The 25,009-nt window shown below is 49.2% G+C and carries 27 protein-coding genes and 1 riboswitch; of the genes, 9 read left to right on the top strand and 18 right to left on the bottom strand.

Annotation, left to right across the window (positions count from 1 at the left end; translation table 11 throughout):
* Window positions 1–87: 87 nt before the first annotated feature.
* On the bottom strand, window positions 88–2,025 hold the full coding sequence (locus ACI31H_RS07025) for a GTP-binding protein (protein WP_439771274.1): 1,938 nt from the start codon (window positions 2,023–2,025) through the stop codon (window positions 88–90).
* A gap of 4 nt (window positions 2,026–2,029) precedes the next feature.
* Complete coding sequence (locus tag ACI31H_RS07020) at window positions 2,030–2,494, bottom strand: universal stress protein (protein ID WP_439771273.1); 465 nt, start codon at window positions 2,492–2,494, stop codon at window positions 2,030–2,032.
* 189 nt (window positions 2,495–2,683) lie between these two features.
* Between ACI31H_RS07020 and ACI31H_RS07015 the strand changes: the two genes are divergently transcribed.
* The 3 genes from ACI31H_RS07015 to ACI31H_RS07005 all read left to right on the top strand — a co-directional run bounded on the left by ACI31H_RS07015 (window position 2,684) and on the right by ACI31H_RS07005 (window position 4,652).
* On the top strand, window positions 2,684–3,697 hold the full coding sequence (locus ACI31H_RS07015) for a lipoate--protein ligase (RefSeq protein WP_439771272.1): 1,014 nt from the start codon (window positions 2,684–2,686) through the stop codon (window positions 3,695–3,697).
* Window positions 3,698–3,789: 92 nt separating this feature from the next.
* Entirely contained in the window at window positions 3,790–4,197 is a 408-nt protein-coding gene (locus tag ACI31H_RS07010) for a hypothetical protein (RefSeq protein WP_439771283.1), read from the top strand.
* A complete protein-coding gene (locus ACI31H_RS07005) occupies window positions 4,194–4,652 on the top strand; it encodes a hypothetical protein (RefSeq protein ID WP_439771271.1) in 459 nt (152 codons plus the stop codon). The genes ACI31H_RS07010 and ACI31H_RS07005 overlap by 4 nt, the downstream gene beginning before the upstream one ends.
* A gap of 236 nt (window positions 4,653–4,888) precedes the next feature.
* Here the strand turns inward: ACI31H_RS07005 and ACI31H_RS07000 are convergent, their stop codons facing one another.
* From ACI31H_RS07000 to ACI31H_RS06980, 5 genes are all read right to left on the bottom strand, one after another.
* Window positions 4,889–5,563 carry a type 1 glutamine amidotransferase gene (locus ACI31H_RS07000; protein WP_439771270.1) on the bottom strand — a complete coding sequence of 225 codons (675 nt, stop codon included), beginning with the start codon at window positions 5,561–5,563 and terminating at the stop codon, window positions 4,889–4,891.
* Between the two features lie 337 nt (window positions 5,564–5,900).
* Entirely contained in the window at window positions 5,901–7,076 is a 1,176-nt protein-coding gene (locus ACI31H_RS06995; RefSeq protein ID WP_439771269.1) for an MFS transporter, read from the bottom strand.
* Between the two features lie 96 nt (window positions 7,077–7,172).
* Window positions 7,173–7,874, bottom strand: a complete 702-nt coding sequence (locus ACI31H_RS06990) for a pentapeptide repeat-containing protein (protein WP_439771268.1) — start codon at window positions 7,872–7,874, stop codon at window positions 7,173–7,175.
* A 22-nt stretch (window positions 7,875–7,896) separates the two neighbouring features.
* Window positions 7,897–8,754, bottom strand: coding sequence for an SAM-dependent methyltransferase (locus ACI31H_RS06985; protein ID WP_439771267.1), 858 nt, complete (start codon window positions 8,752–8,754; stop codon window positions 7,897–7,899).
* Between the two features lie 9 nt (window positions 8,755–8,763).
* Entirely contained in the window at window positions 8,764–9,177 is a 414-nt protein-coding gene (locus ACI31H_RS06980) for a helix-turn-helix domain-containing protein (protein ID WP_439771266.1), read from the bottom strand.
* Between the two features lie 121 nt (window positions 9,178–9,298).
* Here ACI31H_RS06980 and ACI31H_RS06975 point away from each other — a divergent pair, with 121 nt between their 5' ends.
* Entirely contained in the window at window positions 9,299–10,279 is a 981-nt protein-coding gene (locus ACI31H_RS06975; RefSeq protein WP_439771265.1) for an alpha/beta fold hydrolase, read from the top strand.
* Window positions 10,280–10,292: 13 nt separating this feature from the next.
* The gene (locus ACI31H_RS06970; RefSeq protein WP_439771264.1) at window positions 10,293–10,646 is read left to right on the top strand and encodes a DUF1304 domain-containing protein; all 354 of its coding nucleotides are present in this window, start codon (window positions 10,293–10,295) and stop codon (window positions 10,644–10,646) included.
* A 73-nt stretch (window positions 10,647–10,719) separates the two neighbouring features.
* On the opposite strand, the gene ACI31H_RS06965 is transcribed toward ACI31H_RS06970, so the two are convergent.
* The 5 genes from ACI31H_RS06965 to ACI31H_RS06945 all read right to left on the bottom strand — a co-directional run bounded on the left by ACI31H_RS06965 (window position 10,720) and on the right by ACI31H_RS06945 (window position 15,830).
* A complete protein-coding gene (locus tag ACI31H_RS06965; protein WP_439771263.1) occupies window positions 10,720–12,702 on the bottom strand; it encodes a cation:proton antiporter in 1,983 nt (660 codons plus the stop codon).
* A gap of 138 nt (window positions 12,703–12,840) precedes the next feature.
* On the bottom strand, window positions 12,841–13,185 hold the full coding sequence (locus tag ACI31H_RS06960; RefSeq protein ID WP_439771262.1) for a hypothetical protein: 345 nt from the start codon (window positions 13,183–13,185) through the stop codon (window positions 12,841–12,843).
* A 40-nt stretch (window positions 13,186–13,225) separates the two neighbouring features.
* Complete coding sequence (locus ACI31H_RS06955) at window positions 13,226–13,879, bottom strand: energy-coupling factor transporter transmembrane component T family protein (protein WP_439771261.1); 654 nt, start codon at window positions 13,877–13,879, stop codon at window positions 13,226–13,228.
* Window positions 13,863–15,266 carry an ABC transporter ATP-binding protein gene (locus ACI31H_RS06950; RefSeq protein ID WP_439771260.1) on the bottom strand — a complete coding sequence of 468 codons (1,404 nt, stop codon included), beginning with the start codon at window positions 15,264–15,266 and terminating at the stop codon, window positions 13,863–13,865. The genes ACI31H_RS06955 and ACI31H_RS06950 overlap by 17 nt, the downstream gene beginning before the upstream one ends.
* A 3-nt stretch (window positions 15,267–15,269) precedes the next feature.
* On the bottom strand, window positions 15,270–15,830 hold the full coding sequence (locus ACI31H_RS06945; protein ID WP_439771259.1) for an ECF transporter S component: 561 nt from the start codon (window positions 15,828–15,830) through the stop codon (window positions 15,270–15,272).
* A gap of 102 nt (window positions 15,831–15,932) precedes the next feature.
* Window positions 15,933–16,022, bottom strand: a riboswitch (TPP riboswitch).
* A 121-nt stretch (window positions 16,023–16,143) separates the two neighbouring features.
* On the opposite strand from ACI31H_RS06945, the gene ACI31H_RS06940 reads away from it, so the two are divergent.
* Window positions 16,144–16,929, top strand: coding sequence for a sulfite exporter TauE/SafE family protein (locus ACI31H_RS06940; protein WP_439771258.1), 786 nt, complete (start codon window positions 16,144–16,146; stop codon window positions 16,927–16,929).
* A 173-nt stretch (window positions 16,930–17,102) separates the two neighbouring features.
* Here ACI31H_RS06940 and trpX read toward each other — a convergent pair whose 3' ends face one another.
* The 3 genes from trpX to ACI31H_RS06925 form a co-directional block, all read right to left on the bottom strand.
* Entirely contained in the window at window positions 17,103–18,089 is a 987-nt protein-coding gene (trpX, locus tag ACI31H_RS06935) for a tryptophan ABC transporter substrate-binding protein (protein WP_439771257.1), read from the bottom strand.
* A 306-nt stretch (window positions 18,090–18,395) separates the two neighbouring features.
* Complete coding sequence (locus tag ACI31H_RS06930) at window positions 18,396–19,361, bottom strand: NAD(P)-dependent oxidoreductase (protein ID WP_439771256.1); 966 nt, start codon at window positions 19,359–19,361, stop codon at window positions 18,396–18,398.
* Window positions 19,362–19,491: 130 nt separating this feature from the next.
* Entirely contained in the window at window positions 19,492–20,457 is a 966-nt protein-coding gene (locus ACI31H_RS06925) for a nucleoside hydrolase (protein ID WP_439771255.1), read from the bottom strand.
* Between the two features lie 238 nt (window positions 20,458–20,695).
* Here ACI31H_RS06925 and ACI31H_RS06920 point away from each other — a divergent pair, with 238 nt between their 5' ends.
* Window positions 20,696–21,691 (top strand): NAD(P)/FAD-dependent oxidoreductase, encoded by a 996-nt coding sequence (locus ACI31H_RS06920; protein WP_439771254.1) that lies wholly within the window; start codon window positions 20,696–20,698, stop codon window positions 21,689–21,691.
* A gap of 59 nt (window positions 21,692–21,750) precedes the next feature.
* Here ACI31H_RS06920 and ACI31H_RS06915 read toward each other — a convergent pair whose 3' ends face one another.
* Window positions 21,751–21,993 (bottom strand): hypothetical protein, encoded by a 243-nt coding sequence (locus ACI31H_RS06915; RefSeq protein ID WP_439771253.1) that lies wholly within the window; start codon window positions 21,991–21,993, stop codon window positions 21,751–21,753.
* A gap of 205 nt (window positions 21,994–22,198) precedes the next feature.
* Here ACI31H_RS06915 and ACI31H_RS06910 point away from each other — a divergent pair, with 205 nt between their 5' ends.
* On the top strand, window positions 22,199–22,855 hold the full coding sequence (locus ACI31H_RS06910) for a L,D-transpeptidase (RefSeq protein ID WP_439771252.1): 657 nt from the start codon (window positions 22,199–22,201) through the stop codon (window positions 22,853–22,855).
* Here the strand turns inward: ACI31H_RS06910 and ACI31H_RS06905 are convergent.
* Together ACI31H_RS06905 and ACI31H_RS06900 are read right to left on the bottom strand one after the other, a co-directional pair.
* On the bottom strand, window positions 22,845–23,051 hold the full coding sequence (locus ACI31H_RS06905) for a hypothetical protein (RefSeq protein WP_439771251.1): 207 nt from the start codon (window positions 23,049–23,051) through the stop codon (window positions 22,845–22,847). The genes ACI31H_RS06910 and ACI31H_RS06905 overlap by 11 nt on opposite strands.
* Before the next feature lie 17 nt (window positions 23,052–23,068).
* On the bottom strand, window positions 23,069–23,635 hold the full coding sequence (locus tag ACI31H_RS06900) for a hypothetical protein (protein ID WP_439771250.1): 567 nt from the start codon (window positions 23,633–23,635) through the stop codon (window positions 23,069–23,071).
* Between the two features lie 109 nt (window positions 23,636–23,744).
* Between ACI31H_RS06900 and ACI31H_RS06895 the strand changes: the two genes are divergently transcribed.
* Window positions 23,745–24,935, top strand: a complete 1,191-nt coding sequence (locus tag ACI31H_RS06895) for a D-alanyl-D-alanine carboxypeptidase family protein (RefSeq protein ID WP_439771249.1) — start codon at window positions 23,745–23,747, stop codon at window positions 24,933–24,935.
* Window positions 24,936–25,009: the final 74 nt, after the last annotated feature.

Here is a 25,009-nt window from a genome sequence, read left to right as displayed (position 1 = left end):
GTTTTTTGAAAAGAAACTTACAAGTACAAATGAGGTCCAAAGTTCGGCTGGTGTCGGACTTTGGACCTCATTTGTGTTTATATCGATTTATTTTAAATAGGGATAGTGGGCCATCTGCGGGACCTGGTCCCACTTAACCGGGTAACCAGCGCCGTGGGCACAGAAGACCGAGTCCGGAGTGTTGGCCAGGTCGGCCGTCGGTTCGTAGTGACTGCTGTTAATTACGGCCGCGGCATTGTGGCAAGGGCGGTAGCCACTAACAACGTAGTCCAGCTGTCCTTGACCATGACTATAGTTGCGAACCGTCACGGCATAGTTTTGCATACTAATCACCGGTGCTTGGCCAGTTAAGACCGCCATTGAGTTGTGGTCATTAGCCGCCAGTGTAAAGTCACCGTGCATTTGCTGAATATCGTTAATGGCCCGGCCCACCTGTTCCTGGGGAATGGTTAGCCGGTAATGGTACCAGGGCTCTAATAGGACGTTGTGGTGACCACGCTGGAGCTCCATTAATCCCTGGCGGACTGCCCGCCAGGTTGCCTCCCGAAAGTCACCACCGACGGAATGAACGATACTGCCCTTACCACCTACTAGGGTCATTTTAACATCGGTCAGTGGCGCCCCGGTGAGGACACCACGGTGTTCCTTAGCTTTGAGACTAGTTAGGACCTGTTCTTGCCAGTTATGACTAAGGACCTCTTCGCGGCAGTTACTGGCAAAGCTAAGCCCAGTACCGGGAGCAGTGGGCTCCAGTAACAAATGGACTTCGGCATAGTGGCGGAGTGGTTCGAAGTGACCGACGCCTTCGACGGCCTGGTCAATTGTTTCCCGGTAAAGGATCCGCCCTTGGTTGAAGTGGAGTTGGCGGCCGTACCGTTCCTGGAGGAGCTGTTCTAAGATTTCTCGTTGGACCTCTCCCATTAGGTGGACATGAATCTCTTGAAGATGCTGTGACCAAGTAACCGTTAGCTGGGGATCCTCGTCCGCGAGCTCCCGTAATGCGCGGAGGTAGGGTTGTGGATCGGCCTGACCGATTGCCGCGGCATAGGACAAGACCGGCTGGAGCTGGGGCTGGGGACTATCGGGCAGGCCGCCAAGCCCCTGACCCGGATACGAACTGGTTAACCCGGTCACGGCCGCGACGTTTCCGGCCGTGACTGCTTGTTGGATAGAAAAATGTTCCCCATCATAGACCCGCAGTTGGTCGGCCTTTTCACCGGGAAGCAACTCCTGCTTAGCAGTTAACCGACCGCCGGTAACCCGGACCCAGGTCAGGCGGTTACCCTTGGGGTCATGGGAAATCTTGAATACCCGGGCCGCAAAATCCGGTCCGTAACTGATGGGGATGGTCCACTCGGCTAACCCAGCTAGTAGTTGCTTAATCCCAGTCAGTTTGAGTGCCGAGCCGGTAAAGCAGGGGAAGACTTTCCGTTGCTTAATAAGTTGTTGGACAGCCTCTTGACTGAGGGTCGCGGTATTGAGATATTGTTCTAGTACCTGATCATCTTGCATGGCAATTGCCTCGGCGGTTTCCCCACTGGTAATTTGACCATCTGTGAAGTCGATGCAGCCCGGTGCTAGTTCAGCTTGTAATTGCTGAATAACGCCGGTAGGGTCAGCACCAATACTGTCGGTCTTATTGATAAAGATAAAGGTTGGTACCTGGTAATGGTTAAGCAGCGACCACAGTGTCCGGGTATAACCCTGGAGTCCGTCCGTGGCGGAAATAACGAGGATCGCGTAATCAAGTACTTGCAGAACCTGTTCCGTTTGGGTTACGAAGTCGACGTGACCGGGAGTGTCGAGCATCGTCAGTTGAAGGTCATCGTAGTGGAGGTTGGCCTGGTGGGCAAAAATCGTGATTCCCCGTTTCTTTTCGAGTTGGTCAGGATCAAGAAAAGCATCGCCGTTATCAACCCGGCCGAGTTGACGGCGTTGACCAGATTGATAGAGCAATGCTTCAGTTAGGGTGGTTTTACCGGCATCAACGTGGGCAACGAGGCCGGCAACAATTTGTTTAGTCATCGTACTAGTTATTGTCCCCCGTCCGTACAACGAGTACATCACAGTGAGCAGTCCGGTTAACGTAACTAGTGACTGAACCAACCATGAAACGGTCGACACCGGAAACACCGGAGGCGCCGATCACAATTAGGTCGGTATTGTGATCCTTAGGGAATTCCCGGGCAATAACCCGCTTGGGATTACCGAACCGAATGTGGATGCTGACGTCACTTTGGCCGGCAGCCACTGCCTTTTGCTTTAGGTCATCCATCCGCCCCCGGGTGGCCTTAACCGCGTCGTAGGTATCATCATCACTGACAACGGCATTACTGTAACCATCGGTCAGTTGGTCCACTTGGGTAATCGTCAGGATGTCCAAGTGGGCATGGTTAGCGAGGGCAGCCTGAACCCCCGCTTCTAAAACCTTGGCGGTTACCTTGGAACCATCAATTGCGACTAAAACATTTTGATATTGAGTAAGTGCAGCCATGGTTAATTTCTCCTTTAATACTTATTTACCTCTATTATACTTTCTTTACCCGTCTTTTTTCATTGATTTTAATTCATATTATTTGAAAACGTTTGCAAAAGAGTTTAAACTAAGATGTGAAACTTAAAAGACAAATTTTAAGCTTTAGTCTATTATTTGTGACATCTTTCACAAGTTAGGAGTAGGAATATGCGTTACGTTTCAATGACCTCCCATAATATTGGGATGAATTTAGCAACTGAACAATATTTGATGAATGATAAGGATTTCGGTAAAGAACCCCTAGTCCTTTTCTACTACGAGGAACCGTGCATTATCGTCGGTCGTAATCAAAACACGGCGGAAGAAATTAACCAGGATTACGTTAAGAAGCACAACATCCGGGTAACCCGGCGGCTCTCTGGTGGTGGTGCGGTCTACCAAGACTTAGGTAACCTCTGCTTTAGCTTCGTGGTTCCAAGTGATAGTGAAGAATTTGGGGACTTCAAGTCCTTCACCCAACCAATCGTTGACGTTCTTCATAAGATGGGGGCAACGACGGCGGAAGTCAGCGGTCGTAACGATATCCTGGTTGATGGCAAGAAGTTCTCCGGTAACGCGATGTACTCCAAGAATGGTAAGACTTTCTCACACGGTACCTTAATGCTCAACGTTGATTTGAGCGTGGTTGCTGATGCCCTCCACGTGGCAAAGGATAAGATTGCTTCTAAGGGGATTAAGTCCGTTCGTTCCCGGGTAACTAACCTCCGGCCATACCTATCGAAAGAGTATCAAAATATTGATGTGCCAACTTTCCGTGATGATCTTATCAAGGGCTTGTTTAACGTTGACAGTCTGGACGAGATTAAAGATAAGCAATACGTAGTTACACCAGAAGACCAAAAGGAAATCGATAAGATCTACGAACAGTGCTATAACAACTGGGACTGGGTCTACGGTAAGAACCCTGAATTTACTACTAAGCGGCGGAAGCACTTTGACATGGGGACGATCGATGCCCGCTTAGATGTTAAGAATGGTGTGATTGAAAACATCAAATTCTTCGGTGACTTCTTTGGTCCCCAAGACGTTACCAAGCTGGCCGACCAACTGAAGGGGGTAAAATACGATCATGATGAGATCGCTAAGGCCCTTGAAGCTGCCGGCACTGAGCAATACATTACGGGAATTCCAACTGCTGAAATTGCCGATTTGCTTGCCTAAATTGAATTTAGTAGAATGGGAGTAAACACGACTACTTTAAAAGGGAGCCGTGGTACTCCCTTTGTATTTTAAATGTGAAAGTTGGTAATGAGATGAAGAATGCTGATAAGGTAATTGTTGTGACGTCGGTGGCGGCGGTCTTTGCGGTGGTATTAGACGCGATTATGTTTGTCCAACACGGTCAGTCGCTGGCGGCGCCGCATGTCTGGGTCCGCTTACTTGTCTTTGTAGTATTAGCGGCAATCGTTAATGGCCTGGCACTTGTTAAGATGCGGTTCTGTGGGTATGCTACGATCTTAGTAAACCTGTACTTTGCCATTGCTAGTCTGGCGACCTTCCAGACGGTTAATGACCGGGTAAGCTTTAGTGGTGTCCTAATCCAAGGGCTCAGTATTATCGGGATTCTAGTTGGCTGCGCGGGTATTTACTATGGAATTAAGCAACGCGCAGAGTATACTCAGGCACGGATTAAGAAGTTAGAGGAGCAAGCAAAGAAATGAAAATGACGGTAGCTGACTACTTAGGACAAGTAACAAAGGACCAGGTGGCGACCGAAGAGGTTACTAAGACCGCTGCTCAGGCTCAACAAAAGACGACACTGAAAACGGCTATTCAGTACGTGCTGGAACAGTTTAACCGGGGATACCTTGGCCAGTACGTGCTGAACGTCAAAATGAAGAAGGGTGATCCTGTAGTGATCCGCTTAGAGGGGAACCTGATCAATGTTCCCATGGCCGAGGCGGAGCGTCTGGATGGCAAACTTCTGGACCAGGAACCCGCGTACCCGGTTAACCTCTACCTGGTAATGGAGAGTGACGATGTCAACAAATCGGGACTCCGGATTGATGAATTGGCCAATGACACTGACCAGGGTGGGAGCATTACGACCCTGGTCGACCGGGCACAGGAATGGGTAGCTGCCCACCTGGCAGATGTGGCAACGGCTCGGGCGTGATCCTTGCCTTTTTGGTTAAATTTGGTAGAATAGGAACTGCGATGAGTCGAGAGGTCTGGTAGCAACCCTTAATTGCTGCCATTAGACATTTCGAGTGTGGGGCACGTTAACTCACCGGATTGTGAGGTGCCCGGCGGCAGACGCAGTGGACAGCGTCCGTTCGCCTGAGATAGTATCAATACACGTAAAAAGGTGTGTGACAAGTAATGGTCACACACCTTTTTTACTTTTAAATATTAATTTTGCTTAGTAATGTAGTCTAACAGTTGGTACATGACCCGCTTATTTTCAGCCGGAACGCCGTGCTTGATGATCGTTGCCGCCGTTTGGTGGAGGTCATTATGGTCAAGCGGGTACTGATTATCGTTCACCGCGATTTCCCGAACGTTGTCAGCTTCGGGTTCGAAGTGGAATTGCAGGCCGATAACGTTGTCGCCGAGTAAGAAGCCCTGGTTTTCAACCAGGTCACTGCTAAATAGCAACTGCGCCCCAGCCGGTATTTCAAACATTTCCTCATGCCAGTGGAGGGCCGTTAGCTTATCCGGAAGGTTAGGGATAGCAGTTGACTTGCGGTAAACGGGTGCCCAACCAACTTCCTTATGCGGGGCCTTTTTAATCTGGGCACCCCGGGTTTTGGCAATTTGCTGGGCCCCGTAGCAAGCACCAAAAATTGGCTTGTGAGCGTCGAGTAGTTCTTGAATTAACACCCGTTCACGACCAATCCATTCATCACGATCGTTCGGACTCATGGGACCACCGAGAATAATCAGTAGGTCAGTTTCGGCCGCGGTCGGGAGGTTACCAAACTGGTAGGGATGGTAGATATACATTTCATGGCCATGGTCGTGGGCCCAACTCTGAATGGACCCCGGTCCTTCGTTTGGCGTATGTTGCAAGACGTTAATTCGCATAAAAATTCCTTTCCATCGACGGCAATGTTGGACTAGGTATCGCCTGCAAGTACCCTTGATGCGAACATCTTAACATTTAAAATAAATTTTCACCACTATTAAGAAAGTTCGTGCAATTATTCACGTAAGGGCTTACAATAGAGTTGTAAACGGGGGTGAAAGCAATGGCACAATTATTTTATGGCTTTGCAATAATCATGTTGATGGGGATCGTAACTCTCCTTTGTTTGTAGGTTTTAGAAATAAGAGTAGCAGGTAATGGGTATAATTTTAGTTAAAGATATGCAAAGAGCTCCAGGCAGTTGAATTCTCATCTACCTGGAGCCTTATTTTATGTCTATTTGAGTGGGTAGCGCATGCCAGCGTAACGGTGACTAAGAATAATCACGAGGATTGTTGCTAACAATGCATAGACCGAGCCAACGTAGCCGAGGTGGTTCAGACTGGTAAAGTGGACGGCCTCGGAAGCGGTAAATGAACCGAGGGAGATACCGATGTTAGCAAAGATAGAATTCAGTGATGAAGCCAGGTCGAGGGATTGCGGGTATTCCTTTTCGGCGATGTCTAAAAACATCAGCTGGGTTGAAGAACCATAGCAGGAAAAGGCAATGCATAGCAGGCCAACGACGAGGATGGCAACCCACTTGTAGGGGAGAAGGGGACCAAAGACCAGGTAAAGAACGGTCATGACCGCATAAATAACTGGTAGCCGGTGAACCCCACCCCGGTCGGCTAGGAAGCCACCGAATTTGTTGCCAAAGATGAAGAAGATCCCCATGGCAAATAGGAGCCAGTTTAACCAAGTGTTGTTAAAGCCCATTTCATTAGTGATTAGTGGCCGAATATAGGTGTAGATCGTGTAGTCGGCCGCACAAATCGAAACGATGAAGAAGACTCCTAAAACCACCCGGCTGTCTTTGAAGAGAACGAACTGCTTCTTTAGACTGCTGCGCACCTGGGGCGTATCCCGGGGAACAAGCCAGAGCAAGAAGGCCAGGGCGATTACCGTAATGACGGTAACCATCCAAAAACTATCGTGCCAGGAGAAGTTGGTACTGATGATGGTCCCGATTGGAATCCCGATGACCGAGGCAATACTAAAGCCGGCAAACACCCAGGAAACGAGGCTGGCTCGTCGGTTATACGGGGCGACAAAGCTAGCCATTACCAGGATAATCGAAATGATGGCCCCGGCAACCGTGGCTGTTAGGATCCGGGATAGCAGTAGTGAAACAAAGTTCGTAGCCAGGGCCGACCAGGTATTACCGATTAAAAATACGATCATTAATACCAAGAGGACGTGGTGCCGGTGCCAGCGGTTGGCTAGTGAGGTGATCACGGGTGTGAAGGCCGCGTAGACCAGCGCAAAGACGGTTACCAGCAACCCCAGTTGGGACAGTGAGTCGTGATACTCATGTGCAATGTCGGGCAGGACCCCGACGATCATATACTCATTACAGCCTAGCATAAAGGCAACAAAGACAAATAGGATTGCTCGTAAGCGGTACCTCATAGTATAGCCTCCCTTAGTTCTTTTTTTACACAACCAGGGTATTATACGCAAAAAAGCAGGTAGTGATCAAGGAAAAATCACTACCTGCTTTAGTTTTTAATAGGCCATTGCTTCTTCACGGGTCATCCAGAAGTGAATCCCCGTGGTGGAATCATACCAACGATCTTCGTTAAAGTCTTTGACCGTTACCCACTGGCCACGGCGGTAGACGAAGTTTTCGTCGACCGTTGACCACGCTTCATCATATTCCTCAGTTTGCGCGAAGTTCGTGATCTTTAAAACCTTGGCCTTATTGCACCGGCAAGAAGGTAGGGTAGCAGAAGTACGTTTAGCATCAGCGGGGACCAGTAACTGGACAATCCGGTTGTTAAAGCATTTTTTAAAAGCAACGAAGGGGCCGTGGGCCGGACAATGTAGCTTAAACCACTTGGTCTGGTCATTAGTAATGACGTCGGTCAGCTGGGCCTGTTCCAAGACGGCGCCATAAAGGTTGGCCCCGCGGAGGTCACAACCACTGAGATCGCACTTTCGCATGGAGGCACAGCGTAGGTTAGCGTTTTGGCAGTTGGCCTGCCGGAGAGGACAGCCATCGAGGCGGGCATTAGCCAACGAACTATTACTTAGGTTCACCCGGTTTAAAGTGACGTTTTGAAAGATGGTCAATGAAAGGTCCACGTTACTCAGGTCCATCCCGGTAAGGTCACAGTCCGTGAGAATGCACTCGCTTAACTTGAGGCGCTTACCACTGGCCCGCTGTTGAAGTAACTGTTTTAACCGTTGTTCGCTGATTTGTTGCATCCTAACATCCCCTTGCGATTCGCTACTTGACTAAGTAAATCTGTTCATCAATTAAGTCAAACGAATGGAGTTGCTGGTTTACCCGCTGCAGGTCATCATCCTGACTTAGCTGGGCGTTTTGCCAAAACTGCTTGGAATCCGTTGCCCCGTCCTTTTCACCGATTACCAGGAATTTTACATCCGGGTAGTCCTGCCGCAGTAGCTGGAGAACCTCCCAGTCGGTCTCCTGCTTATCCGGCGCCCAGGACATGATCACGTACTGGACATCGTGCCCATACTTTTTAATGGCTGCTAGTGCATCGAGGCGTTCAATCTGGGTAACGGGGTGTTTACCAGTTTCATTTTCCCTTATCCAGGCCTGACTATCGGTGGTGTAGATCTTTTGGGTGGGGTTATTATTCCGAAGCCCCTTAGAAATATAGCCGTTGCCGGCCATGATTTCGAGGACCGGTGCCCCATTGAGGTAGCCCGAGAGCGCCTTGGCGAAGGGGGCGTTAACGTATGACCACATCCCGTAAGTATCCTCGAGGTAGTCCCGGAAGTTGCGGAGTGCCCGGTCGAGTTCCGGAAGGGCGGCACTGTACTTGTTCCACAGGGCGTCTCCCCGTGGGTCCCCCTGCGCGTATTGCCGGTTGACGGCCTGGAAGATTGTATCCTGGATATCATCGGGTAAGAGTAGCCGGGGCAGTGGCTGGGGGAGTAAACCGTTTTTTAACAGGCGGTCGCTTTCCAAAATATTGTTAATAAGGTACTTAATCGGTGGAAAGTCATCAAACAGGTCCCGGTAGTGTAGCAGCCGTTTAATATACGGTGCCTGCTGGGCAGCCCGGTGAACCTTTTTAGCCCGTTTCTTTAATTGTTTTAGTTTTTTAGGATTCATTGATTATCACTACTTTAGTTTTAAGTTAAGTTGCTCTTGCTTACCATAGAATTTATCGGTATCGCGCCGGTTATTTTTCCCTTTCAGGTAGCCATCGATTAACTGGAAGATTTCGTAACGGTCTTCGTTTGAAAGAACCGTCTGGTTAAAGGTTAAGCTCTTACTAGAAAAAAAGAGCTTGCTTAAGTCAAAGTCATCCCGGTCGGTCTTCCCGGTTAAATAGTCGAGGCTGACGTCAAAAAACTCGGCCAGCTTGCGGGCCTCAACGTAGGATGGCGTCCGAATCCCCCGCTCCCAGTTACCAATCTGGGAAGCCGTGTTGGGCTTTTCGTTGGGACCGAGATTTTCGTTTAAGTGGGTGGCCAGTTCCTTTAAGGTAATTTTTTGCCCCTTCCGTAATGCGCGGAGTCTTTCTGGAAACATTATCTCACTCCTTTTTAGTGTCACCTTCTATTTTAACATCGGAAGCAGTATTTAGCAGAGGAGAATGTTACAAAGTAACGGAAAGTGTGCTAAAATATTCGCATTGATTTAAAAATACGACATGGGGTTAATCATTTTGAAAAAGCAAGTAAGTAAACGGCGACATCTCTGGTGGCGCTGGCTAGTTGGAATTATCGTTGTCATTGCGCTGGCACTCTTTGCGGCGGGCAGCTATTTCTTTTCGGTGGCGATGGTACCGAGTCATAAGTCCTTTATTAATAACTCGAACCGAATTAGCAGAAGCGATCCACTGTATACGCAGAAAATGTGGTTTAAACGGGCACCTAAGCAGCAGTGGACGATGAAATCAGCCCAGGGGGACTACCGGTTAGTGGCTGATTATCTACCGGCAAGTCACCAGACCACACGGAACGTTATTATCCTCCACGGCTTTATGGGCCGTAAGGAAAAGATGGGTGAATACGCGACGATGTTCCACCGTATGGGTTATAACGTTTTAATGCCGGATGCCCGGGCCCATGGACAGAGTCAGGGAAAATATATTGGCTATGGTTGGCCGGAGCGGTATGATGTCCGTAAGTGGAGTGAAAAATTAATTGCTCGTAATGGTCAGCAAAGCCAGATCGTGATCTTCGGGGTCAGCATGGGTGGCGCAACCACGATGATGACTAGCGGAATCCCTCTACCCCACCAGGTTAAGGCGCTGGTCGAAGATTGTGGCTACGATAGCCTGAATGCAGAGCTTAACTATGAGGCCGGGAACCTGTATAATATTCCCCAGGTAATTCGTGCACCGTTAATTGCCTCCCTGAGCCTCATTAACCGGGTCAAAAATGGCTTTTATGTCCACCAAGCTAGTTCAACGGCGATGTTAGCCCATAACCACCGGCCCATGATGTTCATTCACGGGAGTAAAGATACCTTTGTACCGACACGGATGGTTTATCAAAACTATGCTGCTACTAGGGGACCGAAACGTCTATGGATAGTCAAAGGTGCCAAGCATGCGGCCTCGTATGCTAAGGAACCACATGAGTACCCGCAACGGATTGCACGCTTTTTAAACCAATACGTTAAATAAGCGAGGGTAAACAATGTTAACGATTATTGTAGTAATGCTAGTGGCGGTTGAGCATATTGCGATTATGCTGGTTGAGATGTTTGCCACACCGGAACAACAGGCACAAGCATTTGATATGTCACCTGAATATACCCGGCAACCGGCCGCCCGAGTGGCACTGGCCAACCAGGGAATTTATAACGGTGCACTAGGGGTAATGATAATTGCTAGCTATTGGCTGGTGCGGGGCATCAACCTAATTACTGTTTGGCAAATGCTACTGGTCTTTATCATGGCCGTAGCCTTTTATGGTGGTTTGACGGCAACCAGGAAGATCTGGCTAGTCCAGCTCTTACCCGCCGTAGTGGCCTTTTTACTAACATTATAATTATTGAAAAAGGACGGAAGTGAGATAAAAGTCGTTTACGACTTTTATCTCACTTCCGCTCTTTTTGTTTCTGCTAGTCCAATGACTGGACGTAGACGAGTTCGTCAGTTGAAATTTGTTCGTTTAAGGCGTTGGCCAGTTCCTGGGAAAGGTTACCGGCAACTAGCTCCTCTTGGACGTATGAGTGCTCTAGTTGAAAGGCCTCAATAAACAGACTGGTGACAACGTCGGTATCGACATCAAAGTCCCGACTGAAAAAGCGCTTTTTCCGCCAGTAAATGCGGTTAACGACCGCAATTTCATTCACGTTTTCGGGAGTCGAAATGGAGTGAAGGTACTTATCGACGTTCCGGTAAACCAGGGTCTGAATCTGGGCCAGTGTTTTCCGGTTACTATCGGTAGCCGGGTGGTCAATTCCCGGGGCCGGCGCTTTTGAGCGTTGGGCCTTCTCCTTTTGCAACCGTTGCCGGCGGAGACGACGCCATTTGAACCGGTGCCAGGTAAGCTGAAGGTAACTAAAGAAGCCGTGCTGGTTACCACGAAGAACGGACCGGGTCACAAACTTGGTAAACAGGTGGGCCTGCTTTTCCGTAATGACTTCATCGGCGGTTAACTGGTCCAGGGTTGTTAATTCCACTTGGTGGGCCTTATTAACGAGCTGTTCAAAGAGGGCCCGGTTAAAGCTGTGGAACTGCTCCGACTGGCTACTAAGTTGGTCGGCAACCATTGACCGTTCCCGGGGATGCTGATTATCCTCGTGGAGGGTATCGATAGCGTGGTGGACGGTCTTGTTAAAGGCCCGCCGAAATTCCTCGGGGGTATACTCCCGGGACTTGGGTGGCAACAGCAATGGATAAACGACTGCCCCGACAAGTAGGCTGATAAGGATTACGAAGGCCGCGATTAAGATAATGGCGTTACGGAAGGTGAATTCATGGTGGTTGATCATGACCGGGAGCGAAAAGGCTAGTGAAAGGGTAATGGTACCGTGTATTCCACCGATGGCCATCAGGAGGCTATCACGGATCAGGTGCTCCTTAGGCGAATGAATATTAACCAACCGTAGCCAGGTCCAGAGAAAGCGGAGGACGGTCATGATGACGTAAAGGGCCAGGGCAATCCAGACGAGGCGTAGGAGGTTATGGGGAGTCGTCCGGCGGAGTACTTGGGGGAGCATTACCCCTAAGAGGACGAACACCAGCCCGTTTAACGCGTCTGAAATAATGTTCCAAATGGTGGTGGTAGCCATCTGTACCTTAGTTGAGGTCAGGCGAAGACGGTCGTAGAGAATGCTATGGACGATCCCCGCCGAAACCACGGCCAGAATTCCGGAAAAGTGGAGCTCTTCGGCCAGCCCATAGACGACGATGGGAGTCATCACGTTAATGGGGATGACGATTGAACCGATGTCAACATGATTGCGCATCAGGCGTTGCCGGAGGGCAATTAGTAAGTTGCCCATGATGGCCCCAAAGACGATTCCACCAAAGAAAACGTAGGCAAAGGTCCACAGACCATGGCTAACGGAAAATTCACCCGACTGGTAGGCAGCTAGTGAGAGGTCAAGAAGGACAATTCCAGAAGCGTCGTTGAAGAGGGATTCATATTCAAGGGCCCCATTAACATTTTCCGGCACGGTCATGTTATTGGTGATTGACTTAACGGCGACCGCGTCAGTGGGGGTAATAATGGCCGCCAGGGTAAAGGCCAGGGCGAACGGGAAGACGGTTGGCAACGCCAAGTGGAGAAGGCAACCGGCGATGAGGACGGTCACCAGCGCTAGCACGACCGAAATAGACAGGATCGACTTATAATTACTGGTTAGGTAACGAAAGGACTGGTTTTGCCCGTCGTTAAACATTAACGGTGCGATGATGACCATCATGAATAATTCTGGATGCATGGTGAAGTTAGTGGCGGTTGTCGGTAATGATGCCAGGAGTACCCCCGCGATAATTTGGTAAATCGAAAGTGGGATTTTAGGGTATATGAGGTGGATAACATTGGCCACCACGACCGTTGTTAAAAGTAGGATGACCCCCAAGAGTAGGTCCATCGGTTAGTACCTCCCTTTTTGATAACAAGTAAACGTCAGAAAAACGCCCTAGTAGGCGGTAACGGACTACTGACACTTAGTCCTAGCCGGGCCAACTGGGGCGTTGCGAAGCTATTTTCCGCTTCGGCTTAAATGATACTATTCTCGTCCAATCAACATCTTAACCCCCATTGCGACGTTATAGATAAAGAGCAGGAGGGCAATTAATAGTGCCAAGGTCAGCAAAAGACCGAAGAGCGCACCAGCATGGGTAGTAAATTGCTGTAGGCTATTAATACTATATACCAACAGTGCAAAGATCACGTAGACTAACGGGAAAACCTGTGTTCCAAAGGCCTTCCGGGCGTTGCTCTTGATGCTGGTCTGATTATCACTGGCTTGACTAATCACCCAAACGATGAGGGGAAAGATTACCGGTAAGAAGAAAATACTGAGGTAAGAGAGGGCATTAACGATTCGCGTTGTAAAACTGTTGGTGTTCATTTAATGTTCCTTTCTTTTTTCTTTTATTATGCCCGATAAGTTAGGGTAGTGCAATTAATATTAGTTGGGCGATCAGTAGGCTAATCCCAAAGAAAAGCCAGTCACGACGCCGCAACGGGATTGCCTGGGCCGCCGTTCGGGGAACCCCTTCAACGAAGCCGTGGGTTTCCATTGCCTGGGCGAGCTGGTCCGCCCAGTTAATCGCATTCAGGACCGCTTTAAAGTACAGCGTTGGTGACCACCAGTGTAGGACCACCCCACGCATTTCACCAGCGGTACGGATCGTTACGACCGCTTGCCTGATCCGGGGAACCAGATTCAGGGCGGCTAAGAAGCCATAGGCAAACTTACTGGGGAGGTGGCAATTTTGTTCGAGGGACCGGATCAGTATTAACTTTGGGGTAGTCAGGGTAACCGCCGCCCCAACCGTAACATAGCAATATAACCGGCTAACGAGGACCCACGCAAAGTGAACGTTTCGTTCTGGCGAAAAGAAGGCCAGGGTTGAAAAAAGGGCCGCAGCCGGGATAAGGGTGATAATGAGCAGCTTGGTTACCTTAGCGCGGGCAACGTGGTGCCAGGCCAGGTAAGTTAATGCCACCACGATGATAATGAGATTGCCGATAAGGTGCGTAGTAAAGGTAATCTCAAAGGAAATGATTAGGGCTAAGATCAGCTTAAGACTCGGATTCATAGCGCCCTCCTTTCTGGTAGACGAGCTGGTGGTCAATGAGGGCCAGGTGGAAGTCGATCAGTTGGTCGATATTAGCTAGTTGGTGGCTAATGATGATCATAGTTTGTGGTTGAACTACCTGGGCTTGGTGGATAAGCTGACAAACATTTGCAAAGGACTGCTGGTCCAGGCCGGCAAAGGGTTCGTCGAGTAAAAGAACCGCCTGCCCCATCATCAGCATTACCAAGAGTTGCAACTTCTTTCGTTGTCCGCCACTAAGTGAGTAGACAACGCGGTCTTCTAGCCCCGTTAGGCCTAGTAATTTTAACACTGCCGGTAGTTGGTCCCGGAAGTAGGGATGGTGGCCGTTGCGTTGACTAAGCCGTAGTTCTTCCGCTACCGTGACGTTTAAGAACTGGTCATTAGCGTGTTGGAAGACCAGGCCGAGCTCTTGGCGGTACTGTCGTCGTCGAATCTTTTGAATATCGGTTCCAAGATAAGCGATCTGTCCCTGGTAAGGGAGGAGGCGAGCTAACGCTTTTAAAAAGGTCGACTTCCCACTACCGTTGGGCCCCGTTAAGAGGGTAATCTTGCCCTCAATTAATTGGAGCTGGGGGAGGTTTAACAGCTGCTGGGAACCGCGGCTGATCGTAACCTGGTTAAGCGTTAGGGCCGGCGTCGCGCTGGCCGCCGGTAGGGGGGTAACCAGTGCCTGTTGGGCGACCTCGTCGGCCCGTGCTAACTGTGCTGCACTGGCCTGGGGAGAGAGCTGGTCGATCTGGTGGTCATGGAACTGGTAGACCACCGGGTGGAGCTGCTGGTAGCCATGACCATCGTGGTCGGTAATGAGGATGGTCACTCCACGCTTTACCAGGGTTGCCAGTTGCCGAATCAGGAAGTGCCGGTTGCCTTCGTCAATACTGGCGAAGGGCTCGTCAAGGAGTAAAATCTGTGCTTGACGGGCGATCACTACCGCCAGAGCGACACGCTGTTGTTGGCCGCCGGATAACGTTGTTAGTGGCCGGTCTGCCAGGTCGGTAATTTGGCAAAAGGCCAGAGCGTCACTAACACGGGCCGGGATTTGGTCCGGGGCAACGCGTTCGTTTTCCAAGACAAATTCGAGTTCGTGCCGGGGCGTATCGAGGGCGAACTGGGTTAAGGGGTCTTGAAAGAGCATCCCCACCAGCGGCCGTTCACCGGTAAAGTCAATTTGGCCACTAGTAACCTGGCCACCATACTTAGGCAGCAGGCCAGCGATTAAGCGGAGGAGCGTCGACTTACCACAGCCCGAAGGCCCCATCAGTAATGCCACTTGACCCCTTAGAAAATGAACGTTGACATTGCTTAACACCGGCTGGTGGTCGGCAAATTCAAAGCTGAGCTTATGAAGTGTAATCATTGGATTCATGGGCTACTCCTTGATAACGTGGGCCCGACCGAGTAGGTTAACGATCAGCTTAACGAGGACACCCGAGAAGACCAGCATCGAAATGAACCGGACGACTAGCATGACGACCAGCATCTGCGGTGCAAAGTGGCTGTAACCATTACGGAACCAGTCCCAGCCAAAGGAAACAACAGTTGCAGTTAGGCTGGTTAAAATGACGGTGATCCAGTTATAGAGTTTATAGGCCGTTAGTGTGAAACCAAGTTCGGTACCGACCCCCTGGATAGCACCAGAGATAAGGTTGGCCGCTCCCCATTGGTCCCCGAGAAACATTTCCACCGCAGCGCCAAGAAATTCACCAAGGAAGGCAGCACCAGGCCGCCGGAGTAAAAAGCCGGCTAAGGGTCCAGCCATACACCAGATTCCCATGGTAATGTCGTTAGCGACCGGGCCGTAACCGGTGGGCGTTAAGAGAATAGTTAAACCATTGTAGATAAAGGCGGCGGCATAGTAAATTACCCCAAAGATAATGGCAATGAGGGCTAGTAAAATAATGTCGCGTAAGTGAAAACTTCTTTTCTGCATAGTATCAAGACACTCCTTATGAAAAATTAAGATTAAGGCGGTCTTAGGTAAAATAAAAGCCCACAATGCAAACTAGCACTGGGGGCGTTAATTTCGTTTATATTTGATCTTACCGAATCTTCCTCCGCTGGTATTACCCAGGTCAGGTTCAATGGGTATCATCTCAGCCAATTGGCACCCCAGACATCGTATTAATCTCACCGCAAATTATACAGTGAAACCGTTCTAATTTCAAATTGCAAAACAGTTTCGCTGACCCGTAAACAGTTGTACAATAAACCTGTTTTGACTCTACGGATAGGAGAAAAGTAAGATGTCTGGAATTAGCCTTTTTATAGTCCTTGTAATCCTGGGTGTGCTGGCGGGAATTGTTAGTGCCGCGGCGGGCCTGGCCTCGTTAATTTCCTACCCCGCCTTACTAATGATGGGGATGCCACCAGTAATGGCCAACGTCACTAGTGCCTGGTCGACGGTGGGAAGTGCCTATAGCTCAATTATTGCGTCGACTAAAGAATTACGACACGACCGTAAACAGATGTGGATGATTATCCCACTGGTCTTCGTTGGCGCAGTTATCGGGGCGTTGCTCCTCTTTGCCTTACCCGGGAAATTATTTCAAGAATTAGTACCGTTTTGTATTGGGGTTGCCGGGGTCATCCTATTGTTCCCCCACCGGGCACGTCAGGGACAAGGGGCCATGGCGGCTAACACCCAGTCGTTAAGTCGGCACCGCCTGTATACAGCATTAACAGTTACCGGTGTGTTCCTGGTCGGCATTTACGCCGGTTACTTCAATGCCGGTGCCGGGGTGTTAATGTTGACGCTCTTGTCCGTCGTTAACCGGCAAAAGAGTTTTGCTGTTAATAATGCGCTGAAAAACGTGGCGATGACGGTTACCAACACCATCGCCGTGATTATCTTCGCCTTTGAAACAACGATTGAGTGGGAATACGTTATTCCACTCTTTATTGGTAACATTGTTGGCGGAGCGTTGGGCCCGGTGATTGTCCGGCACTTACCAGGACGTCTAATGCAAATCCTGGTGGGGATCGGGGCCTTAATTTTGGCAATCTCCCTGCTTGTCCGTAACTTTATGTAGCAGGTAGTGTGACAGAGGTCGGTTCCGACCCGTCTTCACGACGCGTCGCTAGGCTCTCTGCCACTCCCTGCGAGCACAAATCGGGGTCCAGGGTTCGGTTTTTACCGAACTTTGGACCCCATTTGTGTAACTTTTGACCTATATACAAGGACTTCTGTCACAGCTTCCCGCTTTTATTTAATGATAGTACCGTGCTGGGCGGCCGCGTGCTGGAAGCCGGCAGGGATGGTGAGGCCGAGTCGCTTAGCCTGCTTGAGGTTGAGAATGGGCTTGCCGTGGTGGTAGTCATCGACCGGCATGTTCTGGGGCCGCTTTCCCCTGAGAAGTTGAACGGTCATCTTGGCCGCGGCCTTGCCCATCCCGTACTGGTCAAGACTGATTGAAGCAACCCCGCCGTCCTTGACCATTGTATCGGCGCCTGGGAAAACCGGTTTGTGAGCGGCATTGGCATTTTTAACCAGGGTCTTCATTGCTCCCGCGATTAGGTTATCACAAGGGACCATCACCCCGTCGACTTGGGTCAGCATTTGTTGAGAAACCTGGTTAAGGTCGTTGGCGTTAGCAATCGTGTACACTCTCAACTTAATGTTCATCCGCTTGGCGTCGGCAATCATCTGCTTGGCCTGGTATTCTGCTGAAGGGTCGCTAGAAGTGTAGATTAGGCCTAGTGCCTTAGCGTGTGGTAAAAAGCGGTGAGCAAGTTTTAGTTGTTGGTCAACCGGGTTATCTGACTGGACACCGGTAACGTTGCCGCCTGGCTGCCGGAGGCTCTTGACCAGGCGGGCGCCAACCGGATCGCCAATCCCGCCCATAACGACGGGTGTCGACTTAGTGGCGTTTGCCAGTGACTGCGCAGCTGGAGTAGTAATCCCCAGGACGACACGGGCATGGTCGTTAACGAGTTTATCCGCCATCGTCTTCAGATTTGACTGGTCCCCGTTGGCATTTTGGTACTCGATTTTAATATTTTTACCATTATGGTAGCCCGCCTGATTGAGGCCGGCTACGAAGCCCTTATAAATTTGGTCCAGGGCGGGGTGGTGCATCATGGTCAAAACGCCGACAACCGGTCGCGTTCGCTGCTGGTGGAGGTGACTAATACCAAGATAGCCAGCTAGGACCACAACAAGGGCTACGAGAATCGTGATAATCCGTTTCATTATAAATCAACCTTTCCTTAATAAAGCAAGAGGAGTCCCCACGTAATGAGGGCTCCTCTTGTTTTGGCCAGAAAGGAAAAGCCCGTACGTGGAAATCCGTACGGGCTTAATGGGATCCTTAAAAAGCCGGTACAGATACACACTGTTCATACTCAGCATGCATCTGTAACACGGGCACACTGAGTTTACCGGCTTTGCCAATTATTCAATTGTGTAGCACAGAAACTCATTGTCTTCCTCCATCTGAAACTTAAGTTGTCATTATTCTAACACCAAAGTTATAGAATGAAAAGATTTTAATTAAAATTATTTAATTTCTTGCTGGTAAATATTATCGAGACCAATATTAACCATGTTTTTAATGGCGGTCGTGGTATAAAAGGCGACGTGGGGAGTAATAATGACGTTGGGCATTGCGGCGAGTGTCCGGTAGTCGGCCGGCAGTTGGTTAACGGGAACGTCCTTACGGAAGAATTCGGCCTCGTTGGCGAGGGTATCGAGGCCCGCACCAGCAATTTGGTGGTGCTGTAATGCGGTAATAAGAGCCGCCGTATCGACAAGGCCACCCCGGGACATGTTAATTAAGATGGCATTCTTTTTCATTTTTTGCAGTTCCTGTTCGCCAATCATTCCCTTGGTAGCGGGAGTTAAGGGCGTATGTAGCGAAATGATGTCCGATTGAGCAATCACGCTATCGAAGTCTGTATATTCAACCACTGATTCATACTGAACCTTGTGACTACGATTATAAGCAATCACCTTAGCGCCGAGCGCCCGGTAAAGCCGGGCGGTCTCACCACCGATGTGTCCTAGTCCAATTAGGCCCACGGTTAGGTTGTAGATTTCGTTGCTAACCAGTTGGGGATTAAGGCTGAACTTACCCTGGGCCATTTCTGACCGGTATTCCCCGAGTTTACGTAGGAGTGCGAGCGCTTGGGTTAACCCCATCTCGGCGATGGCCCGTGGCGAATAGGCGGGGACGTTGGTTACCTTAATGCCGTTTTGTCGGCATTCGGCCAGGTTAACGAAGTCGATTCCGGCAGAGCGGACACCGATATATTTAAGCCCCATTTGGACAAAGCGCTGGTAAAATTTTGCATCACCTAATGAGGCGGGTTGTTGGACGGACACACCAACGCAGCCCGTTGCTTCGGCCAGGGTAGCACTAGAAAGGGGTGCTGAGATTAACTTAAGTTCTACTTGGTGGTCGCGACTCCATTGTTCAAAGTAGGGCTTTTCGGCCGGGACAACACTATAAGCAGCAATTTTCATGTCGACTTTCTCTCCTCTTATTTACTGTTTTGTTAATTATACCGGAAACCAGCTCAAAATAAAAAGGCAGGGCCAAACGATCATCGTGCTCGTTTGGCCTTGCCCATTAGAATGGCATGGTAAATTAATTTTAGTGTTCTTTGAACAGGTTCGTTAAGTGGTCCATGAAGACCTTGAGGTACCGTTCCTTGTCAACGTTAACCGCAATCTTAACGTTCGGGTTAGGATCGTTTAACTTAGCGTTGTCACCAACCGTCCGGCCGTAGAATGGGCTGTCAGGGTCGTATTCACAACGCAGGAACAGGCTAATCGTTTGAACGAATGATGGGTCAATACCAACACCGACAGCCAGTGGGTCGTGCAGGGCACAACCACGCTTATCGATATCGAGGTTGAAGTAAGCGTCGATGTAGAAGTCAGTAATGTCGGCATAGGCCTTACCAGCCTTGGTGCCGAGGTCACGCCATTGCTGGGTTTCCTTCTTGGTTAATAACGTCCGCAGGGTAACGTCTAGGCCAACCATTGTCAGTGGCAGGCCAGACTTGAAGACCTCATCTGCTGCCTTAGCATCCTGGTTGATGTTGGCTTCAGCTGCTGGCGTAACATTACCATCAACCGTTAAGGCACCACCCATGAAGGTAACATTACCGATCAGGTGGGCAATTTCCGGATCCTTCTTCAAGGCCGCGGCCAGGTTCGTCATTGGACCAGTTGGGATAATAATCAGGTCTTTACCGTACTTGTGGGCGGCGTCGATGTAGAAGTCAACACCAGATTCATCCTCTACGCTCCGTTGTGGTGCTGGCAGTTCAACTTCACCAATCCCGTTGTTACCATGGATGTCCTTTGACACTTGCATAACGTCAAAGTGGTCAGAAGTGCTTGAGTGTGGCAAACCTTTGAAGACTGGAATATCAGTGTGGCCTAATAGTTCCAACAGCTTGAGGCTATTTTCAGCACAAACGTCTAGTAAGTTGTTACCGTATGAACTGACAATCCCAATCAGGTCAACTTCGGGGTCTGCTAATGCGTACGCAATGGCTAAAGAGTCATCAACACCAGTATCCAAGTCAAGGATCATTTTTCTTTTTGCCATAAATTGTCCCTCCAAAAGGTTTAACTAAAAATTTATCTACAGTTACATCTTAAAGTACTTCTACCCTAAACACAACGTTCATGGTAGCGCTTTTACCAAAAGTTTAACATTGATATAACGGCACGTCAAACCTTTTACTGACAAATATCAACCCGTGCTTGTGACTTTTCGATCACAGTCGGTATTAAGAAGGCAGCAATGGTATAATAAAACTAACAAATAGGAAAGGACCTTAGTTATGGAAGAAATGTATGACGTCACGATCGTTGGCGGTGGTCCCGCCGGAATGTTTGCGGCCTTTTACTGTGGCCTGCACGAATTACGGACACAATTGATTGAAAGCCTCCCCCAACTGGGGGGACAAGTTGCGGCCCTTTATCCCGAAAAAAAGATTTGGGATGTTGCGGGGATGCCTGGGGTGACTGGTCAAGAACTGGTTAACCGGCTGACTCAGCAGATGGCAGTGGCGCCGGTAGACCAGTTTCTTAACGAAACGGTTGATGATGTGGTAAAGGAAGACGATGGGACCTTTACAATTAAGTCGGCGCAACGGACCTCACACTCCCGGGCTGTAATTGTTGCACTTGGTAACGGAGCATTTACGCCACGGAAGTTGAGCCTGGACGGGGCCGACGAAGCAGAAGGACACCAACTACACTACTTTGTTAATCACGCGGCTGATTACGCTGGTCAGCGGGTGGCAGTGCTTGGTGGTGGCGATTCGGCGATCGACATTGCGTTGATGCTGGAGCCCGTAGCTAAGGAAGTTAGCATTGTTCACCGGCGGAATGAGTTCCGGGGGCTTGAACATACCGTTACGCGGTTGAAAGAGTCCAAGGTTAAGTTAATCACCCCTTACTTGCCAAAGGAGATCAAGGTTGAGAGCGACCAAAGTGTGGTCTTGGGCCTAAAGAAGCGGCGTAGTGATGAAGAGTTGAACTTGCATGTTGACCAACTGATCGTCAACTACGGTTTTACCTCCAATAATGCGGCCCTGAATAAGTGGTCCCTTAATTTGGCCAACGAACATAACCTGATTAAGGTCGATTCGACAATGCGGACTAGTGTTGAGGGGGTGTATGCAATTGGTGATGGGGTAACCTTCCCGGGGAAGGTAGCCTTAATTGCCGCGGCATTTGGCGAAGCACCAACCGCGGTAACGGCGATTGCCAAGCAATTGTATCCTGATAAGCGAGTTGCAATGCACAGTTCCTCAATGCACATTGGCAAATAGCGGCAAAACTAAAAAGCGGCCGGGAAAACTTATTTTCCCAGCCGCTTTTAGTTTAACCATCACCGCCGTGCCTGCCAGCGGAGCAGCTTATCAATAATATCAAGGATTAACTTTACGAGTAGACACAGGTTCATTAATAGCCACATTTTAAAGGCGGCGCCCCAACCGACCGGACGCAGGCCAAAGTGGAATAACAGGTCAAAGAGGACGATTAACAGGATGTAAAAAAGGTTGGCCCGGAGAATATCTTTGGACCACTTATGAGTAATGATATATCGCCAAGTTGCCTTAAGTCTTAGCATTTAGCTGACCCCCATCTAGCCTAAATTAGCATAAATTACGGCAACGATAAAAAAGAGCAGGGCCGTTAAGTATGAAACCTTTAGATTATCGCGCATTGAAATCCCCAGCTTTATAGTCAGATTTACCGAAAGTAATTGTTTTATAGCCTACCTATAATATAATAAAGTTGTTTGTGAAAATTGTAAACGAGAGTATTAGACAGTTATGACTTTAAAGCTGAAACATATAATTTACATTTTTTTCTGTTTACTGGTAGTGGGGACCGTCCTCAGCCACCGGGTCCGGGTGATCCATCGTCAACAGGCAATTGAAGAGGCACAACGGGCGAAACAGTTGACACGTAAAGAAAGGCGCCCGACTAAACAAGCGTCGGCTACTGCGATGCGGCAGCCAATTAACTGGCGTAAGTCTTCGGAGACGAAGCCCTATCCGAACTTAGCTGCAGTTGGCCACCTCTGGGTAAAAGTGCGCTTAAAAAAGAATCGGGTCTTCGTTTATGACGGTCACCACTTGATTTACACAATGTATTGTACTGCCGGTAAGTACCGGACTGACCCGCAAACTGGTGAAAGAAAGAGCATGACTCCCACCGGAACGTACCACATCCAACGCCAGCGGGGGAACACCTTCTATAACGCCAAACTACGGGAGGGTGCCAAGTACTATGTTTCCTGGTTAAATCACGGAACCTACCTTTTTCACAGTGTACCGACCGGTGCCAATGGCAAGGTAAACGTTAAAGAAGCGGCCAAGCTAGGTAAAACCCAGGGTTCACATGGTTGCATCCGCTTGTCGATCCCCGATGCCCGCTGGTTCTCTAAGACGGTCCCGGTGGGAACCAAGGTGGTCATCACTGATTAGATTGGTAGTGAAGAAACTTGAGCCCAAACAGGATTAGGTTAACGACCACGATTATTAAAAGGGCAGCTCCGAGGGAAAGCCGAATTAGCGGTACTAGGTAAACTAGCAGGTTATAGATGATGATGGCAGCAACGAGCTCGCCGTTACAGATCGCGACCTCTTTTAAAAAACGGGGTGGAAAAAAGTCAAAGAACATTTATATGCCTCCTTAACCTAGCGAATAGTAATGGGGGTGCCTTCGGGAAGTGACTGGAGCCACCGGGCATCCGGTTGTGATAGTTGAATTGTCCCGGGGATCGCAACTGGCTTTTTTAGCCAGTTTTTCTTTACCGTTTGTTGGTTAACCGCTGCTACTGATTCGAAGTAGTAGTGGTGACCAAATTCCGTCCAGTTCAGTCCCGTTACCAGTTGGGAACCACGTTTTTGGTAAAGTTGTTGCCCGCTTTTAGCCTGACTAGTTAACCGCTGGGGATGCAGGTTTATCTGTGCGTGCATGATGTAAATGACCCGGTGCCCTGATAGGACATAGACCCGCTTTAACGCTGGCTCGGCGACCAGGTGGAGCTTTTTAGCTTGCCGGAGATTAGGATAATTGTGGTGTTCGGAGGGGTGGTTAAGATTAGTGGGCCGGAGGAGGTTGATATTGCGAACCTGGCTCCGCCGGCTAGCCTCCGGGATGAACTTACTGGAGTCCAGGTAGGTGTGAACGTTGATCCCTAACGTTAGCACCAAAAAGACGACTAATGTAATTAGACTGATTCGTTTTAATTCACTATTCATGGTTGGATTCCTTTGTAGTAAAATACATGTGGCTATCTTAGCACACTTTTAGGTTGGGAGATTAAGAATGAACGGGAGAAAATTTGTTAAACAATTAGTATTATTCGTAATGATAATACCATTAATCTTAAGTCTAGCAACAAGTGCGAGTGCCAGCCGCCGGATCAACGCGTCGGCGGCAATGATGGTCGATGCATCTACCGGCCAGGTCCTGTACGCACAGAACGTGAATAAAAAACTACCGATTGCGTCAATTAGTAAACTCTTAACCGTGGCGGTAATCCATGATGAGCTTAAACAAAATGCCATCACGGCGAACACAAAGGTTAAGGTTTCCTCTGACGTGGCGGAGATTGCTAATGACCCGAACTATTCGGCAATTGGTATCCAGCAGGGAGAATCCTATACCGTCAAAGAGCTGCTCAATGCCGCGATGGTGAAGTCCGCGGACGGGGCAACGTTGGCCTTAGCGAGCGCCGACGGTAGTAGTATGGAAGAATTTAATATTCGAATGGCCCAAAAGGCCCAGCAAATTGGCTTGAAAAACTATACGATTGTTAATCCCGTTGGCTTAACCAATGGTGATCTAAAGGATCTAAAGTTATCGCAGTACTCTGACAAGGCGGAAAATGCCATGACTGCTCGAGACGTGGCAATATTAGCCCGTTACTTAGTTCGTACCTATCCGCAATTGCTGCAGGTGACAGCGCAAAAGCAGGCTAACTTCTTTATCAGTAAGAATAAGACTGTCCGGGCCGATAACCTTAACAAAATGCTTCCCGGCGGCCAGTATACGGTCAAGGGAGTGACGGTGGATGGCTTAAAGACCGGGACTTCTGATGCTGCCGGTGCGTCCTTTGTTAGCACCGGGACCTACCGTGGACACCGTATTATTACGGTGGTCCTCCATGCTAATGGTAGTAGTAAGGATGCCCGCTTCACGGCCACCCAGGAATTATATGCTAAATTAAAACAACTCCCGACTACCCAAATTACCTTACCCCAGCGACTGCATACCCAGAAGGTCGAGAATGGTAACCGGCGGACGGTCGCCGTTAAGCCCCAAAAGATTACGGTCTGGGGTAATAAGGTGGGCCATAACTACAACCTTGCTGTTAAGTTGAACCACCACAGCAAGAATGATAAGATCCTTGCCCCTGTCCGGAGTAACCAACGGATTGGTGAGCTGGAATTATCCAGTCCTGGTGTGCAAACCGTTGATCATGAGCCATTAACCTATGAGCTTTACAGTAGCGAGCAAGTACCAGTCGGGAACTTCTGGCAACGCTTATGGCATTAATTAACTAATTAATATAAAAGGCAGATTGCAATAAATAACTTGAACAAATTTAGTGACGTAGATTAAGCAAGAAG

This window comes from Limosilactobacillus sp., assembly GCF_051873035.1.
In the GTDB taxonomy this organism is placed as follows: domain Bacteria; phylum Bacillota; class Bacilli; order Lactobacillales; family Lactobacillaceae; genus Limosilactobacillus.
Note: the sequence above shows the minus strand (reverse complement) of the source record. Positions and strands in the feature narration are given on the sequence as shown.